The following is a 16,992-nucleotide window of genomic DNA, read 5'->3' on the forward strand; positions in this document are numbered from 1 at the left end:
GCAAACGCTTGCGTGAGATGAAACATTCGCACCTTGAATGTGGCCCCGCTGTGCACTTAGCTTAATTTTAACCAATATTGCCGAGACATGGACAGGACGCGTTGCCTGCGCGCGACCGCCCCCAAAGGGAGAGCACCGATGACCAGATCCAAGCCGTTCCAGATCGACCGCCGTCAGGCCCTTGGGCTTTTGGGGGCATCGGCCGTGTCTAGCGTCCTGCCCCGCACCGGATGGGCCGACTCTCATGAAGCGGCGCAAATGATCCGGGCGCATGGCTACTCCTTCTATGGCGATTTGAAGTACCCAGCCGACTACCCCCACTGGGGCTACGTTAACCCGGATGCTCCGCGCGGCGGCGAAATCACCATCGGGGCACGCGGTACATTCGACGGCTTCAATCGTTGGGCATGGCGCGGCAACCCCGAGAGCAACTCAAGCGTTGTCGCGGAAAGCCTGTTCGGTGAGATGCCATGGGGCGGCGGTTTGCCCGCCGATACGATCACCGACAGCTACTGCCTTGTGGCGCGTGAGGTCGAGTATCCCGAGGACCAAGCCTGGGTCGTGTTTCACCTGCGCGATGATGTCAAATTTCGCAACGGCCAGCAGGTCACTGCGAAAGACGTGATCTTTACCCACAATCTCTTTCTCGAACAGGGCATCCGGTCGTTCGCACGCAGTGTCGGCGAACGCGTGATCGGGGCCGAAGTCATCGACGACCTCACCTGCCGGTTCGAATTTGCCCCGGACATTTCCCGCCGCTCATTGATTTCTCAGGTCGGAGGGGCGCCGATCTTCTCAAAGGACTGGTACGAGGAAACCGGCGAACGGCTGGATGAACCCTCTGTACTGTCACCGATGGCGTCGGGCCCCTACCAGGTCGCGGATTACGAGTTCAATCGCTACGTCGTGTACGAGCGCAATCCGGAATATTGGGGCTGGAATCATCCTGCGAACAAGGGGCGCTTCAACTTCGACCGCGTCCGGTTCGAATACTTCGCCGACGACACCGCAGAATTCGAAGCGTTCAAGGCCGGCGTCACAACCTTCCGCACCGAAGGCTCTACCAAACGCTGGTCCACGGGATATGATTTTCCGGCCGTGCAGCGCGGCGACGTGATCCTGGAAACCATCCCCGACCAGACCGCGCCAAACAACTCCGGTATCATCTTCAACACGACCCGCGCGCCCTTGGACAACCGGAACATTCGCCACGCCCTGAGTCTGGCGTTCAACTTTGAATGGGTGCGTGAGTCGCTTCAGTTCAGCCTGACAACGCAGCGCAACTCTTTCGTGGAAGGGCAGGAATGGGAGGCCAAGGGCGTACCCGCAGGGGCCGAACTGGAGCTGTTGAAATCACTGGGCGAGGTGGTTCCGCCAGAGGTGCTGACCGAAGAAGCGGTGATGCCGCACACATCTGATCCGCGCAATCCAATCGACCGCCGCAACAAGCGCAAAGGCCTCGCGCTGCTGGAACAGGAAGGCTGGACGCTGAACCAAAATGGCCAGCTTGTGAATGCCGAAGGCGTGCAGATGTCGCTGAACTTCCTTGTGATTTCCACGTGGGATGACGTTAGGAAAGCCTCTATCGAGACCTATGTGCGCACGCTCACGGACTGGGGCATCGCGGTTGATGCGACCACCGTCGACAGCGCGCAAGGCCAGCAGCGCTTTCTGGACAAGGATTACGACCTGATCCAGACGCGCATCCTGACCTTTGCCGCTGCAGGAACCGGATTGCAGCAGCTTTTCGGCTCGGAAACGGCGGTGGTGTCGTCTTATAACCCCTCTGCACTGCAAAGCCCGATGGTCGACGCCATCATCGAAGCGGCGCTGGCCACCACCACCCGCGAGGAAGAGGTCGTGGCGCTTACCGCGCTGGACCGTGCGCTGCGCTGGGAACGGGTGCAGGTGCCCGATGGCTTTGTCGCCGAATACTGGACCGCGCAATACGACATGTTCGAACACCCCGAAGACCTGCCGCCCTATGCGCTGGGGGTTCTGGACTTCTGGTGGATGAACGAAGACAAGCAACAGGCCCTGCAGGAGCGCGGCGTTCTGAAATGAGCGTCCACTTTTGCCCTTTGCGCCCCACAAGAATCAGGTGAACTGACACGACATGGCCGCCTATATCTTCAGACGTCTTCTGCTCATCATCCCCACGCTTCTGGGGATCATGATCTTCAACTTCGTACTGGTGCAATTTGTACCCGGCGGTCCCGTCGAACAGGTTCTGGCCCAGATGCAGGGTCAGGGCGACGTCACAGCCGGGTTCAGTGGCGGCGGAAACGACGTGGGGGAGGAAACTTTCGGCTCCAGCAGTGAGTATGTCGGCGCCCGTGGCCTCCCCAAGGAGTTCATCGAGGAGCTGGAGCGTGAATTCGGCTTCGACAAGCCGCCGCTGGAACGCTTTCTCAACATGATGTGGAACTACATGCGCCTCGATTTCGGGGAGAGCTACTTTCGCTCGATTTCCGTGATTGATCTGGTGTTGGAAAAGATGCCCGTGTCGATCACGCTGGGCCTTTGGTCCACGGTGATAGCCTACCTCATTTCAATCCCGTTGGGCATTCGCAAGGCGGTCAACGATGGCACCTCCTTCGACACGTGGACCTCTGCGATCATCATCGTGGCCTATGCGATCCCCGGGTTCCTCTTTGCGATCCTGCTGCTGGTGCTATTCGCGGGCGGCAGTTACTGGCAGATTTTCCCGCTCCGAGGGCTGACGTCCGACAACTGGGAGAACCTCAGCCTGCTGGGCAAGATCGGCGACTACTTCTGGCACATCGCGTTGCCGGTCGGGGCCTCGACCATCTCGGCCTTTGCCACGCTGACGCTGCTGACCAAGAACAGCTTTCTCGACGAGATCAAAAAACAATACGTCATGACCGCCCGTGCCAAGGGGCTGTCGGAGAAGAAAGTTCTGTATGGCCACGTCTTCCGCAATGCCATGCTGATCGTCATTGCCGGTCTGCCGGGGGTCTTTATCGGCGTGTTCTTTGGCGGCTCGATCATCATTGAAACGATCTTCAGCCTCGACGGCCTTGGGCGGCTCGGGTTCGAGGCGGCCGTGCAGCGCGATTACCCGGTCATCTTCGGGACGCTGTTCCTCAGTTCGATCATCGGCATGGTGATGCAGATCGTGTCGGACCTGATGTATGTCTTTGTCGATCCACGTATCGACTTTGAAAAGCGGGAGGGCTGAGCGATGACCGACATCACCCGGATCCCCGAGGACAAGCGCGGCGTCTTCACACTGTCGCCGCTGAACAAACGCCGTTGGGTCAACTTTACCAAGAACCGCCGCGCGTTCTGGTCCTTGTGGCTTTTCCTGATCCTGTTTGGACTGTCGCTGGTGGCCGAGTTCATCGCAAACGACAAACCGATCCTTGTCACGTATCGCGGCGAGACCTTTGTTCCGGTGTTCAACTTCTATCCGGAAACGGCGTTCGGCGGAGATTTCCGCACGGAGGCCGACTACCGCGCGCCCGAAGTGGCCTGTCTGATCCGCTCCGGCGGCTTGGAAAGCTGTTTTGACGATCCGGAAGGCATCATCGAGCAGATCAACGCGGGCACATTTGCCGAAGAAGGCTTTGACGAGGGATCGTTGATCTGGCCCGCGATCCGCTACAGCTATGACACGCCGGTTGACCGGATGGGCGCGGCCCCCCTGCCCCCGGATGTCATCGGCTTTTATGAAGGCGAGGACGGCGAGCGTCATTTCGGCCTGCTACCTGCGGACATTCGCGGCGACAACTGGCTGGGCACCGACGATACCAAGCGGGACGTGCTGGCCCGCATCATCTACGGCTTCCGCCTCTCCATCGTCTTTACCCTCGTTGTCACCTTCTTTGCCTCGATCATCGGCGTGGTGGCTGGCGCGGTGCAGGGCTTCTTTGGTGGCTGGCTCGACCTGATCTTTCAGCGCGTGATCGAAATCTGGGGCGCAATCCCTTCGCTTTACGTCATCATCATCATGTTCGCGATTTTCGGGCGAAGTTTCTGGCTATTACTGGTGCTGACAATCCTGTTCAGCTGGACGATGCTGGTGGGCGTCGTCCGCGCGGAATTCCTGCGGGCGCGGAACCTCGAATATGTGCGCGCGGCAAAGGCGCTCGGCGTGTCGAACCGGACAATCATGTTCCGCCACATGCTGCCCAACGCCATGGTTGCCACGCTGACCTTCCTGCCCTTCATCGTCACTGGCACAATCGCCACGCTTGCCGGACTGGATTTCCTCGGCTTTGGCCTGCCGTCCTCGGCCCCCTCGCTGGGTGAGCTGACCTTGCAAGCGAAACAGAACCTGCAAGCGCCGTGGCTGGCCTTCACCGGCTTCACCGTGTTTGCGGTCATGCTGTCGCTGCTGGTGTTCATATTTGAAGGTGTGCGTGACGCCTTCGACCCGAGAAAGACCTTCTCATGACCAAGATCCTCGATGTCAAAGACCTGAAGGTCGCCTTTCGCCAGGACGGCAAGACCAGCCTCGCGGTGAAGGGCGTGTCCTTTCACATCGACCGGGGCGAAACCGTCGCTTTGGTGGGGGAAAGCGGCTCTGGCAAGTCGGTGACCGCCCTGTCCACTGTCTCGCTGCTGGGTGACAATGCCGAGGTGTCGGGTTCTGTCACCTATGAGGGCGACGAGATGATCGGCGCCTCCCCCAAGCGGCTGCAACGGGTGCGCGGCAACGATATCTCGTTCATCTTCCAGGAGCCGATGACCTCTCTCAACCCGTTGCACACGCTGGAAAAGCAACTGGCCGAGTCCATCGCGTTGCATCAGGGCAAGACCGGCACCGACGCGCGCGCGCACATCATAGAGCTGCTGCACCGGGTCGGCATCCGCGACCCCGAAAGCCGTCTGAACGCTTATCCGCACCAGCTGTCCGGCGGGCAGCGGCAGCGCGTTATGATCGCCATGGCACTGGCCAACGGGCCCGAACTTCTGATTGCCGATGAGCCCACCACTGCGCTCGACGTGACCATTCAGGCGCAGATCCTCGACCTGCTGGAAGACATCAAACAAAAGGAAGGCATGGGGATGCTGTTCATCACCCATGACCTGAACATCGTGCGCAAGATCGCCGACCGTGTCTGCGTGATGAAAGACGGTGAAATTGTCGAACAGGGCAACACGCGCGAAATCTTTGACGCGCCACAACACCCCTACACGCAAAAGCTGCTCTCTGCCGAAAGTGTCGGTGTTCCCGATCCCGTGGCCGACGGGGCGGAGGAAATCGCCCGCACCGAGCATCTGAAAATCTGGTTCCCGATCCAGAAGGGTTTGCTGAAGCGCACCGTAGGCTACGTCAAGGCCGTCAACGATGCCTCCATCGCTGTGCGCGCGGGCGAAACCGTCGGGGTCGTGGGCGAAAGCGGATCAGGCAAGACGACGCTGGCACTGGCCATCATGCGGCTGATCCAATCTGAAGGCGACATCCGCTATCGCGGCCAGAACGTGCGCGATTGGTCCACAAAGGAACTGCGCCGTCTGCGGTCCGAAATCCAGATCGTGTTTCAGGATCCCTTTGGATCTCTCAGCCCACGCATGACCTGTGAACAGATCATCGCCGAAGGGCTGCACGTGCACGGTTCGGCGGACAAGCGAACATACCGGCAGCAGGTGGCCGAGGTCATGGTGGAGGTCGGCCTGGACCCCGCCGCCATGCACCGCTATCCGCATGAGTTTTCCGGAGGCCAGCGTCAGCGTATCGCCATCGCGCGGGCCATGGTGCTGCGTCCCAAGCTGGTCGTTCTCGACGAACCGACCTCGGCGCTCGACATGACCGTGCAGGTGCAGATCGTCGACCTGCTGCGCAATCTGCAACGCAAATACGACCTCGCCTACCTGTTCATCAGCCACGACCTGAAGGTCGTGCGCGCCATGTCCCACAAGGTTTTGGTGATGAAGCAGGGTGACGTCATCGAGGCCGGCACCGCGCAAGAGATTTTTGATGCGCCCAAGACCGAGTATACCCGCACCCTGCTGAACGCCGCCTTCGAAGTGGTTTAACTAATGCGCCCGGCCTCCTCTGCCGGGCGCCCCACGTCAAATGGCAGAGGAATGCCCCGCCTTGCTCAGGTCATAGGCGTCAAAGCTGCGGGCGATAATGCGGGTCAAAGGACGCGCATCGGCGGGCACGTATATCCCATCCTCCGTGATCTCCAGAATGTTCTCGAACTGCGCGTTGGTCGCGCGGAACATCTCGAACAGGCGCGCGCGGGAGATGTCGAAATCGTGCGTGATCTCCGCCGCGTTGATACGGAAATCGCACATCAACGCCTCGATCAAGCGACCGCGCAGTCGGTCCTCCCCCTTGAAGGTGTGGCCGCGCGCTGTGGAAAAACGCCCGTCCCGGACCGCGCTCGTATACTCGGACGTGGCAGAGGCGTTTTGGGCAAACCCTTGGGGAAACTTGGAAATCGACGAAGCACCCAAGCCAATCAAAACATCGGACGTGTCATCCGTGTAGCCCTGGAAGTTGCGCCGCAGCTTTCCTGTCTTCTGCGCAATGGCCAAACCGTCGCTCGGGGCGGCGAAGTGATCAATGCCAATCTCTGAATAGCCATCCCAGCGGAACAACTTGCGCGCGGTTTCGAACAACTCCAGCCGTTCCTCTGGCGTGGGCAACTTGTCAGACGGAATCATCTGCTGTCGTTTCGCCATCCAGGGCACATGCGCATAGCCATAAAGCGCCACGCGATCAGGCGCGAAAGACAGGAGCTTTTGCACCGTCTCGGTGATCCGGATGGTGTTCTGATGCGGCAGGCCAAACAGGATATCGGTGTTCAGGCTGGCAATGCCCCGCTCGCGGATCATGTCCACGGCCGCCCGCGTCACGTCGTAGCTTTGCTCGCGGCCGATCGCTTCCTGGATAAGCGGGTCGAAGTCCTGCACCCCGATGGACGCACGGTTCATCCCGCCCTCGGCCAAGGCATCCAGCCGCGCGGCGTCGATCTCGTTCGGGTCAATCTCCACAGAGAACTCTGCGCTCTCGCCGAAATCAGCCGTCTGGCGCACCGCGGCAATCAGCCGCTTCATCAGGTCGGGCTCCAGCAGCGTTGGCGTGCCCCCGCCCCAATGCAGGCGCGACAGCTTTACCCCACGTGGCAAATGTTGACGCAAAAGGGCCAGTTCGGCCTCCAGCGTTTCAACGTATGCACGAACAGGATTGGCCGTTGCCGTTCCTTGAGTCCGACAGGCGCAGAACCAGCACAGCCTGCGACAAAAAGGGACATGTAAGTAAAGAGAAATCTCCCCGTATTCAGGAATGGCTTGAACCCATTCACTAAATCGAGATGGACCGACGTCCCCAGCAAAGTGTGGTGCCGTCGGATATGAGGTGTAACGCGGCACTTTGGCATCAAAGAGGCCTAGCCGCCCGAGTTGTGTTCGCTTCGCCATAAGCGTACCATTAGCCAGCAAGACGATCCGGGGCTTTGACCCAGATCAAAACGCCAGATCAAACTGTAAAGGCGGTGACGTCATGTTTAACGAGCGAAGCCTTACTATAAGTCAGGAATGCGAAGAGTGCCCCATTCGGCACCGCGCCGTCTGTGCACGGTGTGAAACCGACGAGCTCGAGCGTCTCGAACAGATCAAGTATTATCGCAAGTTCGAAGCCGGTCAGATGGTGATCTGGTCCGGTGACAAGATGGATTTCGTCGGCTCCGTCGTCTCTGGTATCGCGTCGCTGACCCAGACGATGGAAGATGGGCGCACCCAGATGGTCGGCCTATTGCTGCCATCGGATTTTGTCGGCCGTCCTGGCCGTGCCACTGCCGCTTACGATGTTGTGGCGACCACGGACCTGGTGATGTGCTGCTTCCGCAAAACCCCGTTCGAGGAGATGATGGCGAACACACCGCACATCGCGCAGCGCCTGTTGGAAATGACGCTGGATGAACTGGACGCGGCCCGCGAATGGATGCTGGTGCTGGGGCGCAAGACCGCGCGGGAAAAGATCGCGTCGCTGCTGACAATCATCGCGCGCCGTGACGCTACCCTGCATCTCAAGGCGGGTTCCGGCATCGAGGGGCCGATCGTCTTCGATCTGCCGCTGACGCGCGAGGCTATGGCCGATTACCTTGGCTTGACGCTTGAAACCGTGTCTCGTCAGATTTCGGCATTGCGCAAGGACGGTGTGATCTCGCTCGAAGGCAAGCGGCATGTGACCGTGCCAGACATGGAACGCCTGATGGAAGAAGCAGGCGACGATTCCGATGGTGGGTTGCTTGTCTGACCTGCCCTTCGCCACCTGCGATGTGTTCACCGATCAGCCATATGCCGGCAACCCGTTGGCCATCGTCGAGCAGGCCGACGCGCTGAGCGTTGCGCAGATGCAGACCATCGCGCGCGAGTTCAATCTCTCCGAGACGATTTTCGTGATGTCGCCCGACGATCCCGGCCACACCGCAAAGGTCCGGATCTTCTTTCCCAACGACGAGATTCCCTTCGCTGGTCACCCGACCATCGGTTGCGCGATTTTCCTGGCGTTGAAAAGCGCCCCTGATGGCGATTTCGATACGGTGATCACCCTTGAGGAACAGGCCGGGCTGGTTCCGGTCGACGTGTCTCGCCGCGCCGGTAAGATGAGCGCGCAGTTCACAGCGCCAGTTTTACCCTACTGGCCCAAAACCGGAACGCTGCCTGGCGATGCGCTGCTGGCAGAGGCCGTGGGTCTGACGGCCGACAAAATCGGCTTTGGCGCGCATCGTGCAGGGATATGGCGTGGCGGCCCCGGGTATCTGTACATCCCGGTGGCCGACACCACGGCGCTGGCCGCGTCGCAGCCAAGCAGACCCGCCTGGGACGACGCCATGGCGATGTCGGGGATGGAGGGCGCCTATCTGTATACGCCAGCCGAGGACTGTGATTTCTGCGCCCGCATGTTCGCTCCTGATGGCGGTGTTCCAGAGGACCCCGCCACGGGTTCGGCCTCCGCTATTCTGGCTGCCCAATTGCACGCCAGCGCCACCTTGGGGGACGGCGACACGCGGCTTTCCTTGCACCAGGGCATCGAGATGGGCCGCCCCTCAAAGATCGGCCTGACCATCCGCGTTGACGCCGGCATAATCTCGAAAATCCGTGTCTCTGGAACCGCCGTTCCCATCAGCGAAGGCCGGATCGCCCTGCCCCCTGTCCAAGCGCCAACGTGAACCGGCCTCCAATCCCAAGCCTGCCGCGGGACCGCACAAACACCTGCCGTGGCAAGCATTTTCGCGGCCCCGTCTGAACGGGAGGCTGATTGACCGGCGTCCTCAGTGGGCCATCATCACCGGCAAGGTCGCTTTTTCCAGCATGTGCCGGGTCGCCCCGCCCAGGATCGACTCGCGGAAGCGCGAGTGCCCGTAGGCCCCCATCACCACCATATCGGCATCCACGTCGGCGGCGTGGCGTGTCAGCACATCCGAGACACGCGGCATGGTTTTGGACAGCACGTCGATCTCGGTCTTCACCCCGTGCCGTGCCAGATATTGCGACAGCATCCCGCCGGGGTCGGAGCGGTTTGGCCCATGCTGCGGAGGGTCGATGACCACCACATGCACGACGTCCGCCGCCATCAGCATCGGCAGGGCACAGCGCGCGGCCCGCAACGCCTCGCTGCTTTCGTTCCAGCCCAGAACAACGCGTTTGGGCGCAACTGTGGCAGAGACGGGCGCCGCCGGACTGACGATGACAGGCACCCCGCCCTCAAACAATGCGCCCTCCAACGTCGGTTCCAGCTCAACCCCGCGCCCTTCGCCGTAAGGCTGCGGAAGGATGCAAAGATCCGCAAACCGCGCCCGCGCCGCCACGTGGCGGCCCACGTCGGCCAGTTGTGCCACCCCGTGATCGACCGCCCAGCGCACGTCGGAGCGGCCAAGAACCTGGCGCGCATCAGCGACCAGCTCTTCAGCCTCCGTGGTGGCGCGGGACAGGGATTCCTGTAGCACCATCGCATTGGCCCCGGCGTAGTAATAGCCGGTCTGTGTGCGGTCCACGCCAAGGCACATCACATCCAGATGGGCATCAAATGCTTCGGCCATCGAGATGGCGGCGTTCAGAGTGGGTGCGATCAATTCCTGATCCGTAACGACGGTCAGCAGCGTCTTGTAAGCCATGTCCGGTGATCTCCTGTTCGAACTCACCCACATCGTAACGCCGCCTGCTTCGGCACACATTGACCCGCGTCAAACAACTCGTCCGCTTCGATTGATGCAGATCAAAGATCCCTTTGGCCAAAACACGGCAAGAGGGGCGCAGTCTAAAAAACCGCCCGAGCGGTCTCTCGAATCGCAGGGATCTGGAACGGGTCAGACAAAGGGACGAAACATGCAGAACTACCTCAAGCTCATCGTGCTTGGCGTGATCGCGATCTTTGCCGCGGTTGCAGCCAATTTTGCACAGGATGTGGCTTACCTGGTGAACGCGCTGACAGTCATGCTGGCCGCCGCAATCGCCTTCGTCATCATTCTTCGGAATACCGACGAACCGGTCAAGCCTGTCGATCAAACACAATATATGGACGGCGTCATCCGCTTTGGCGTCGTTGCAACCGCGCTGTGGGGCGTGGTCGGATTTCTTGCCGGCACGTTCATCGCCACCCAACTTGCCTTTCCGGTGCTGAATTTCGATTGGGCCGAGGGCTACATGAACTTTGGCCGTTTGCGGCCGCTGCACACCTCCGCCGTGATTTTCGCCTTTGGTGGCAACGCGCTGATCGCCACGTCATTTTACGTGGTGCAGCGCACATCGGCAGCGCGGCTTTGGGGCGGCAACCTCGCTTGGTTCGTCTTCTGGGGCTACCAGCTGGTGATCGTGCTGGCCGCGACCGGCTACATCCTCGGCGCGACGCACGGCAAGGAATACGCGGAACCCGAATGGTATGTCGACTGGCTGCTGACCATCGTCTGGGTCGCCTACTTCCTCGTCTTCGTCGGCACCATCGTAAAGCGCAAGGAGCCGCACATCTACGTGGCGAACTGGTTCTACCTGTCCTTCATCATCACCGTTGCCATGCTGCACATCTTTAACAACCTCGCCATCCCGGTCTCCATCTGGGGGTCCAAGTCGGTGCAGGTGTTCTCTGGCGTCCAAGACGCAATGGTGCAATGGTGGTACGGCCATAACGCCGTGGGCTTTTTCCTCACCGCGGGCTTCCTCGGCATGATGTACTACTTCATTCCGAAGCAGGCCGAACGTCCGGTGTTCAGCTACAAGCTGTCGATCATCCACTTCTGGGCGCTGATCTTTCTCTACATCTGGGCCGGTCCGCACCACCTGCACTACACCGCGCTGCCAGACTGGGCCGCGACCCTTGGCATGGTGTTCTCGATCGTGCTGTGGATGCCCAGCTGGGGCGGCATGATCAACGGTCTGATGACGCTGTCCGGCGCATGGGACAAGCTGCGCACCGACCCGGTGATCCGCATGATGGTGATTTCTGTCGGCTTTTACGGCATGTCCACATTCGAAGGCCCGATGATGTCGATCCGCGCGGTCAACTCGCTGTCGCACTACACCGACTGGACCATCGGTCACGTCCACTCCGGCGCGCTTGGCTGGAACGGCATGATCACCTTCGGCGCGCTGTATTATCTGGTGCCCAAGCTCTGGAACCGTGAACGCCTGTACTCGCTGTCGCTGGTCTCCTGGCACTTCTGGCTCGCGACCATCGGCATCGTTTTCTACGCCGCCGCCATGTGGGTGACCGGCATCATGGAAGGCCTGATGTGGCGTGAAGTGGATGCAAATGGCTTCCTCGTGAACTCCTTTGCCGACACCGTCAGCGCCAAGCTTCCGATGTACATCGTACGTGCGGTGGGCGGCCTGCTCTATGTCTCCGGCGCTCTCATCATGTGCTACAACCTCTACATGACCGCGCGTCGCTCGCCTGCTGTGGAGGCAAGCACTGCCGCCGCACATGCCGCGACTCCGGCTGAATAAGGAGCAGCGATCATGGGTATTCTCAACAAACACGCGATCCTGGAAAAAAACGTCACCCTGCTGGCCGTCTTTGCCTTTCTTGTGGTGACCATTGGCGGGCTGGTACAGATCGTGCCGCTCTTCTACCTCGAAAACACCATCGAGGATGTGGAGGGCATGCGCCCCTACACCCCGCTGGAACTGGCGGGCAAGGAAATCTACCTGCGCGAAGGGTGCTACAACTGTCACAGCCAGATGATCCGTCCGATGCGCGACGAGGTCGAACGCTACGGCCACTACTCGCTGGCGGTCGAAAGCAAGTACGACCACCCCTTCCAGTGGGGGTCGAAACGCACCGGGCCGGATCTGGCCCGTCTGGGCGGCCGCTACTCCGATGAGTGGCACGTCGATCACCTGACCGACCCGCAATCCGTGGTGCCGGAATCGGTGATGCCGAAATATGGCTTCCTGTCGGACCGGATGCTGGACGATGGCGTCAGCCTTGCAAGCGGCATGATCCATGCGGAGGCCATCGGTGACATCATGGCCACCAACGCCATGGTCGGCGTGCCCTATACCGAGGACATGCTGGCAAGCTCCCGCGCGGACTTCCTGGCACAGGGCGATCCCGACAGTGCAGGATACGACGACCTTCAGGCGCGGTACTCCGAAGGTTTCGGGTCGCCCGAGATCAACATCCGTAACTTCGATGGGGAGCCGGGCGTCTCCGAGATGGATGCGCTGATTGCCTATCTTCAGATGCTGGGCACGTTGGTCGACTTCTCGACCTTCACACCCGACGCAAGCCGCTAAGGAGGGCGATATGGGCACTTATGATTTCCTGCGCCACTTCGCCGACAGCTGGGGTTTGCTCGCGATGTTCGTCTTCTTCTCTGCCGCTGTGATCTGGGCTTTGCTGCCCGGATCGCGCACCGGCCAGAGCGACGCGGCAAATATCCCCTTCCGGCACGATGACAGGCCCGCTGCGGAGGACGGGGCAGATCGCCCCGCCGCAGCCGACCCGTCCGACACTTAAGGAGGCTCACGCGATGAGCGACGACAAGAAAAACATCAAGCCGGGCCACGATTACGAAACCACCGGCCATAGCTGGGACGGCATCGAGGAATACAACAAGCCGCTTCCCAAATGGTGGCTGTACACCTTCTACGCCTGCATCGTCTGGGCCATCGGGTACACCATCGCCTATCCGGCATGGCCGGGGATCAGCTCCGCGACCGCCGGGTTGCTCGGTTACTCCACCCGAGGACAGGTGGCCGAAGAGATCGCCCGCGCCGAAGAGGCCAACGCGTCTATCAACGCGGAGCTGGCCAATGCCGACCTCGTGGCGCTGGCCTCTGACAGTGGGTCCGACCTGCACCGCTACGCCAACAATGCGGGCGGAGCGATCTTCAAGTCATGGTGTTCGCAGTGCCATGGCTCCGGTGCGGCGGGGGCAAAAGGCTATCCGAACCTGCAAGACGACGCATGGCTCTGGGGCGGCTCGATCGAGGACATCTACACCACGATCCACACTGGCATCCGCCAGCCCACGGACGAGGATTGGCTGCGCCAGTCGCAAATGCCGGCCTTTGGACGTGACGGTCTGCTGGAACGGCCAGAGATCGCCTCCGTGGTCAACTACGTGATGTCCCTGTCCGGGATGGATGTGCCTGAGCCCGATCTTGTTGCTGACGGTCAAGTGGTCTTCGAGAACAACTGCTCCGCCTGCCACGCCGAAGATGGCACTGGCGACCGGATGCAAGGCGCGCCGAACCTGACCGACCAGATCTGGCTGTATGGCGGTGACTACGACACCATCTACGAGACAGTCATGAACGCGCGCTACGGCCAAATGCCCCCGATGGGCGGGGCCGACTTGTCCGAAGCTGAGGTCCGCGCCGTTGCGCTTTATGTACACGGCTTGGGTGGCGGGGAAGCCTCGGAATAACCCACCGATAGACATCGCTGACCAAAACCAGGCCGTCCCCGCTCCGTCGGGGGCGGCTTTTCGATAAAATTATCCCGATGTCGTTTACGAAATCTCAAATAATGTCGACAAAAAATCGTCAATGTATTGAGTGAGATGATGCGATGCCTGGAAACCCTTCAATTACACAAATCGAATGCGATCTGACGTGCGATCATGTGGAGGCGGCTTTCCAGGATTTTCCCGACGCCGTGCTGATCACGGATGCCAATCAAAAAGTGCTTTGGTGCAACGTGGCCTTCGAGGCGATGAGCGGCTTCACCTCCGGCGACTTGCACGGCAGAAGCGCAGCGCAACTGTACAAAAGCCGCCCCGCCCTTGGGCGCAGCGTCGCCCCTTACGAAAGCATGATCGGCGTTCCATCTGCCAGCGGCATCCAGACCGCTTTGGTCCACAAAACTGGCTTGCTGATAGAGGTCGAAGTCATGACGTGGCCGGTGCTCAGCACGGACGACACCGTGTTGTGTTACGTCAAATTGCTGCGGGATCAGACGCTTCCGAACAAGATCGAAACCGCACGTCAGCGTATGTTCGACATTCTCACCGATCAGGAAAAGACCCCTTCGGGCAAGATCGACGATCTGCTTGGCCTCGCCTGCGAATTGCTTTGTATGCCCATCGGTCTCGTGGCGCTGAGGCAGCAGGATGTCCTGAAAGTGTTTCAGTCCCGCTCCACCCTCACGCCATCGCTCAAGGGAATTGCTTACCCTGCTGTCGACAACGACTGCTCTGCAGCGATCCACTCCCCCGGTCTGATGGAGACCAATGAAGCAGGGACCGTCAGACCCCATCCTCTGTTGCCCGGAATCGGCGTGCGCGGTTCAATCGCCACGCGTTTGGTGGTCGGCGGAGAGATTGCCGGCGTGCTGAGCTTCCTGACGCCCCTGCCTCGCCCCCCTCACACGCCCGGCGAAAAAGACCTCGTCAGCTCCATCGGCACTGCCGTCTCGCACCTTCTGGCCCAAGAGGCTCAGATTCACGCGCTGGAACGTGCCGCAACCGAGGACTGGCTCACCGGAGCGGCCTCAAGCCGTCAATTCCATCTCGATCTCGACACCGTGTTTCAATTGGTGCGCCGGAATGGGTCCACCGCGACCTTGATCCTTTGGGATGTGGACCACTTCAAATCCGTGAACGATTCTTACGGTCACGATGTCGGGGATAAGGTGCTGACAGAAATTGCGGGATTGGTACAATCCACCATCGGCGCGCAGGCCCGGCTTTACCGTGTCGGCGGCGAGGAGTTTGCCATCATCCTGCCAGGCTCCCGCGCCGACACAGGTGCAATTCAGGCCGAGCGTCTGCGCGAATGTGTCGCCACGGGCAGCGCCGCCTGGACCGATCTTCCTGCCGTCACTGCCAGCTTCGGTGTGGCAGAGCTCGATCCCGACCTGCCCGGCCCGGAAGCCTGGCTGAAATGCGCCGACCTCTCGCTCTATGCGTCAAAGAACGCCGGTCGCAACTGCGTCACCAGCAACGGCTTCATTTCCGGGATGAACCTGCCGACCGTGACATCCCCGCAGACCAAAGCGATTTTGCCGAAAAAACTTCACAGCGCGGCAGCAACTTGATTTACGTCAAGGCCCATCCAGACAGACCTGACGTATTCAACGCCTAGGGCACGGGATCCTCCCCCGCCCACACAGACACCCGATGGCAAGATCGGGGTGTATGCGCCGGTGTCCTGTCCTGTTCGCGCGTTTCCTGGGACACCGGCGTTTTTTCCTTAGCTATATTCAACGCAGCCTGGACCGGCGCACCAGCCGAAGCCAAAGCCGCTGCGTTTCCGGGTCCTTCAACTGAAGGGCGCGAAGCAGCACAGGATCAATCATCACGACCATCCGAGTTTTCGACCGCTCGACGACCCGGACGCGTCTGTTCCCGTAGCCCGAGCTTCGGCAGGTCCGCCCGCAGACGATGCGGGGCGACCGGCTCTTCAAGGCCGGTCATCCGTGTTGCGATCAGCGCAGTCTTTGCAAGAATTCCAAACATCATTGCCTCCTGTCCGTGGCGATCCGATGGCTCCAGACTTGACGCAGAACGGCTTTTCATGCCAGCCAACAAGACATCCGCTTTGTAAGCTTGTATTACATAAGGCATCTCATGGACTGGCACCGCCTGCCCCCGCTTTCCGCCCTCCGCGCCTTTGCGGCCTATGCCCGCAGTGACTCTGTCAGCACCGCCGGGGCTGCGTTGAATGTCAGCCATGCCGCGATCAGCCAGCAGTTGCGCGTGCTCGAAAAGCACATGGGGATCGCCTTGCTGGAACGCCGTGGGCGACGCATGTCCCTGACACCGGATGGCGAGATCCTCGCCCGTGCCCTCGACGAAGGCTTCGGCCAGATTTCTGCCGCCGTCGAGGCCCTGACCGGGGCAGACGCAGAACGCGCGTTGCAACTGTCGACCACCCCAACCTTCGCCTCTGCCTGGTTGCTGCCCCGCATGGCCAGCTTTCGCGCCGCCCACCCGGCGATCAGCCTGATGATCGACCCCTCCGCTGATCTGCGCCCGCTTTCACCCGGCGGGATCGACATGGCGCTGCGCTACGGCAATGGCGACTGGCCGGGGCTGGAGGCAGAGCTGTTCGTCCGCTCCCCCATTGCGATCGTCGCTGCCCCTGGCCTGATCGACGACCGCCGCATCGACACGCCTGCGGATCTTCAGGGGTTTCACTGGCTGCAAGAGTTCGGCACCAACGAAGCCACCTCCTGGTTCGCACAATATGGTATCGAGCGGGACAGCGGCCTTGGGTACACCAGCTTGCCCGGAAACCTGATGCTGGAAGCCGCCCGTCAGGGCCAGGGCATCGCCATCCTCGCCCGCGTGTTTGCGGAACCCGATATCGCCGCTGGACGCCTGCGCGTTCTGTTCGAGGACACGCGGTCCAAGGGCTACTGGATCGTCACCCGCCCCGGGGTTGCACGCCCTCCGCTGAAAGCCTTTCTGACATGGCTCCGACGCGAAGCGGCAAAAACCTAGATCACAGAGTCAGTTATTGATTCAGGTCAAAGCCGGGCAAACGCAGCTCTGTGAGAACGGGCCTGAAAATACGTCCTTACGGAGCGATTCCCCCCGTGTCAGACAACAACTCTCCTGCGCCTTC

15 protein-coding genes are annotated in these 16,992 nt (G+C 60.7%); 12 read left to right on the forward strand and 3 right to left on the reverse strand.

Annotated features, from left to right (window positions below; all coding sequences use genetic code 11):
• Positions 1 to 138 precede the first annotated feature (138 nt).
• Genes J4E08_RS14720 through J4E08_RS14735 form a run of 4 tightly spaced genes read left to right on the forward strand, consistent with a single transcriptional unit; the run spans position 139 to position 6,006 of the window.
• Positions 139 to 2,064 carry an extracellular solute-binding protein gene (locus tag J4E08_RS14720; RefSeq protein ID WP_349539146.1) on the forward strand — a complete coding sequence of 642 codons (1,926 nt, stop codon included), beginning with the start codon at positions 139 to 141 and terminating at the stop codon, positions 2,062 to 2,064.
• Positions 2,065 to 2,116: 52 nt separating this feature from the next.
• The gene (locus J4E08_RS14725) at positions 2,117 to 3,202 is read left to right on the forward strand and encodes a microcin C ABC transporter permease YejB (RefSeq protein ID WP_183966150.1); all 1,086 of its coding nucleotides are present in this window, start codon (positions 2,117 to 2,119) and stop codon (positions 3,200 to 3,202) included.
• 3 nt (positions 3,203 to 3,205) lie between these two features.
• Positions 3,206 to 4,420, forward strand: a complete 1,215-nt coding sequence (locus tag J4E08_RS14730; protein ID WP_349539147.1) for an ABC transporter permease — start codon at positions 3,206 to 3,208, stop codon at positions 4,418 to 4,420.
• The gene (locus tag J4E08_RS14735; protein ID WP_349539148.1) at positions 4,417 to 6,006 is read left to right on the forward strand and encodes an ABC transporter ATP-binding protein; all 1,590 of its coding nucleotides are present in this window, start codon (positions 4,417 to 4,419) and stop codon (positions 6,004 to 6,006) included. Before J4E08_RS14730 ends, J4E08_RS14735 begins: the two co-directional genes overlap by 4 nt.
• 36 nt (positions 6,007 to 6,042) lie before the next feature.
• Here the strand turns inward: J4E08_RS14735 and hemN are convergent, their stop codons facing one another.
• Positions 6,043 to 7,398: an oxygen-independent coproporphyrinogen III oxidase gene (gene hemN / locus J4E08_RS14740; RefSeq protein ID WP_349539149.1), complete on the reverse strand. Its 1,356-nt coding sequence runs from the start codon at positions 7,396 to 7,398 to the stop codon at positions 6,043 to 6,045.
• Between the two features lie 82 nt (positions 7,399 to 7,480).
• Between hemN and fnrL the strand changes: the two genes are divergently transcribed.
• On the forward strand, positions 7,481 to 8,236 hold the full coding sequence (fnrL, locus tag J4E08_RS14745; RefSeq protein ID WP_349539150.1) for a transcriptional regulator FnrL: 756 nt from the start codon (positions 7,481 to 7,483) through the stop codon (positions 8,234 to 8,236).
• A complete protein-coding gene (locus J4E08_RS14750; protein WP_349539151.1) occupies positions 8,217 to 9,152 on the forward strand; it encodes a PhzF family phenazine biosynthesis protein in 936 nt (311 codons plus the stop codon). The genes fnrL and J4E08_RS14750 overlap by 20 nt, the downstream gene beginning before the upstream one ends.
• A gap of 102 nt (positions 9,153 to 9,254) precedes the next feature.
• On the opposite strand, the gene J4E08_RS14755 is transcribed toward J4E08_RS14750, so the two are convergent.
• Positions 9,255 to 10,097, reverse strand: coding sequence for a universal stress protein (locus tag J4E08_RS14755; protein ID WP_349539152.1), 843 nt, complete (start codon positions 10,095 to 10,097; stop codon positions 9,255 to 9,257).
• A 211-nt stretch (positions 10,098 to 10,308) separates the two neighbouring features.
• Here J4E08_RS14755 and ccoN point away from each other — a divergent pair, with 211 nt between their 5' ends.
• The 5 genes from ccoN (at position 10,309) to J4E08_RS14780 (ending at position 15,460) form a co-directional block, all read left to right on the forward strand.
• The gene (ccoN, locus tag J4E08_RS14760; RefSeq protein ID WP_183966136.1) at positions 10,309 to 11,922 is read left to right on the forward strand and encodes a cytochrome-c oxidase, cbb3-type subunit I; all 1,614 of its coding nucleotides are present in this window, start codon (positions 10,309 to 10,311) and stop codon (positions 11,920 to 11,922) included.
• Between the two features lie 12 nt (positions 11,923 to 11,934).
• The gene (gene ccoO, locus J4E08_RS14765) at positions 11,935 to 12,714 is read left to right on the forward strand and encodes a cytochrome-c oxidase, cbb3-type subunit II (RefSeq protein WP_349539153.1); all 780 of its coding nucleotides are present in this window, start codon (positions 11,935 to 11,937) and stop codon (positions 12,712 to 12,714) included.
• A 10-nt stretch (positions 12,715 to 12,724) separates the two neighbouring features.
• Positions 12,725 to 12,937, forward strand: a complete 213-nt coding sequence (locus J4E08_RS14770; protein ID WP_183966132.1) for a cbb3-type cytochrome c oxidase subunit 3 — start codon at positions 12,725 to 12,727, stop codon at positions 12,935 to 12,937.
• Positions 12,938 to 12,950: 13 nt separating this feature from the next.
• Positions 12,951 to 13,850 carry a cytochrome-c oxidase, cbb3-type subunit III gene (gene ccoP, locus J4E08_RS14775; RefSeq protein ID WP_349539154.1) on the forward strand — a complete coding sequence of 300 codons (900 nt, stop codon included), beginning with the start codon at positions 12,951 to 12,953 and terminating at the stop codon, positions 13,848 to 13,850.
• 143 nt (positions 13,851 to 13,993) lie between these two features.
• On the forward strand, positions 13,994 to 15,460 hold the full coding sequence (locus J4E08_RS14780; protein WP_349539155.1) for a sensor domain-containing diguanylate cyclase: 1,467 nt from the start codon (positions 13,994 to 13,996) through the stop codon (positions 15,458 to 15,460).
• A 253-nt stretch (positions 15,461 to 15,713) separates the two neighbouring features.
• Here J4E08_RS14780 and J4E08_RS14785 read toward each other — a convergent pair whose 3' ends face one another.
• Complete coding sequence (locus tag J4E08_RS14785) at positions 15,714 to 15,881, reverse strand: hypothetical protein (RefSeq protein ID WP_349539156.1); 168 nt, start codon at positions 15,879 to 15,881, stop codon at positions 15,714 to 15,716.
• Positions 15,882 to 15,992: 111 nt separating this feature from the next.
• Here J4E08_RS14785 and J4E08_RS14790 point away from each other — a divergent pair, with 111 nt between their 5' ends.
• The gene (locus J4E08_RS14790; protein WP_349539157.1) at positions 15,993 to 16,868 is read left to right on the forward strand and encodes a LysR substrate-binding domain-containing protein; all 876 of its coding nucleotides are present in this window, start codon (positions 15,993 to 15,995) and stop codon (positions 16,866 to 16,868) included.
• Positions 16,869 to 16,992: the final 124 nt, after the last annotated feature.

Origin of the sequence: Sagittula sp. NFXS13, from assembly GCF_040148795.1 — a bacterium.
Classification (GTDB): domain Bacteria; phylum Pseudomonadota; class Alphaproteobacteria; order Rhodobacterales; family Rhodobacteraceae; genus Sagittula; species Sagittula marina.

What these genes read in the sequence shown, in the direction of transcription:
- J4E08_RS14735 (WP_349539148.1), top strand. Translation starts at nt 4,417, where the DNA reads ATGACCAAGATCCTCGATGTCAAAGACCTGAAGGTCGCCTTTCGCCAG.
- J4E08_RS14780 (WP_349539155.1), top strand. Translation starts at nt 13,994, where the DNA reads ATGCCTGGAAACCCTTCAATTACACAAATCGAATGCGATCTGACGTGC.
- J4E08_RS14750 (WP_349539151.1), top strand. Translation starts at nt 8,217, where the DNA reads ATGGTGGGTTGCTTGTCTGACCTGCCCTTCGCCACCTGCGATGTGTTC.
- J4E08_RS14725 (WP_183966150.1), top strand. Translation starts at nt 2,117, where the DNA reads ATGGCCGCCTATATCTTCAGACGTCTTCTGCTCATCATCCCCACGCTT.
- J4E08_RS14785 (WP_349539156.1), bottom strand. Translation starts at nt 15,881, where the DNA reads ATGTTTGGAATTCTTGCAAAGACTGCGCTGATCGCAACACGGATGACC.
- fnrL (WP_349539150.1), top strand. Translation starts at nt 7,481, where the DNA reads ATGTTTAACGAGCGAAGCCTTACTATAAGTCAGGAATGCGAAGAGTGC.
- ccoN (WP_183966136.1), top strand. Translation starts at nt 10,309, where the DNA reads ATGCAGAACTACCTCAAGCTCATCGTGCTTGGCGTGATCGCGATCTTT.
- J4E08_RS14755 (WP_349539152.1), bottom strand. Translation starts at nt 10,097, where the DNA reads ATGGCTTACAAGACGCTGCTGACCGTCGTTACGGATCAGGAATTGATC.
- ccoO (WP_349539153.1), top strand. Translation starts at nt 11,935, where the DNA reads ATGGGTATTCTCAACAAACACGCGATCCTGGAAAAAAACGTCACCCTG.
- J4E08_RS14770 (WP_183966132.1), top strand. Translation starts at nt 12,725, where the DNA reads ATGGGCACTTATGATTTCCTGCGCCACTTCGCCGACAGCTGGGGTTTG.
- J4E08_RS14730 (WP_349539147.1), top strand. Translation starts at nt 3,206, where the DNA reads ATGACCGACATCACCCGGATCCCCGAGGACAAGCGCGGCGTCTTCACA.
- hemN (WP_349539149.1), bottom strand. Translation starts at nt 7,398, where the DNA reads ATGGCGAAGCGAACACAACTCGGGCGGCTAGGCCTCTTTGATGCCAAA.
- J4E08_RS14790 (WP_349539157.1), top strand. Translation starts at nt 15,993, where the DNA reads ATGGACTGGCACCGCCTGCCCCCGCTTTCCGCCCTCCGCGCCTTTGCG.
- J4E08_RS14720 (WP_349539146.1), top strand. Translation starts at nt 139, where the DNA reads ATGACCAGATCCAAGCCGTTCCAGATCGACCGCCGTCAGGCCCTTGGG.
- ccoP (WP_349539154.1), top strand. Translation starts at nt 12,951, where the DNA reads ATGAGCGACGACAAGAAAAACATCAAGCCGGGCCACGATTACGAAACC.